We start from the raw sequence: 228 nt of genomic DNA, 5'->3' as shown, positions 1-228 counted from the left end.
TCCTCCTCCTGCAGTTTCAACCTTTACTTCAACTAGATTAAATAACCGTTGGATGAGCTTTGCATTTAAATCAATACTTTGAATTCTTTCTTGACGAATATAACGCCTTTTTCTAAATATAAGCCCTTGTCTTACCTGTAATTCATTATCAACCACTTGGTACTTGAAGGTAACCCACCTGATTATTCCACTTCCTAGTGAGAAAACAAGTATAATTGAAAAGAATAT

Annotated in this window: 1 protein-coding gene; it reads right to left on the bottom strand. The window is 33.8% G+C overall.

Annotation, left to right across the window (positions count from 1 at the left end; genetic code table 11):
- Nucleotides 1–183, bottom strand: a 183-nt coding sequence (locus AOA60_RS35025; RefSeq protein WP_368731600.1) for a PH domain-containing protein, incomplete at its 3' end; no start/stop codon positions are given.
- Nucleotides 184–228 lie beyond the last annotated feature (45 nt).

Source organism: Pseudomonas sp. 2822-17 (assembly GCF_002742485.1).
In the GTDB taxonomy this organism is placed as follows: Bacteria; Pseudomonadota; Gammaproteobacteria; order Pseudomonadales; family Pseudomonadaceae; genus Aquipseudomonas; species Aquipseudomonas cyclaminis.
This window is presented reverse-complemented; position numbering and strand designations above follow the sequence as displayed.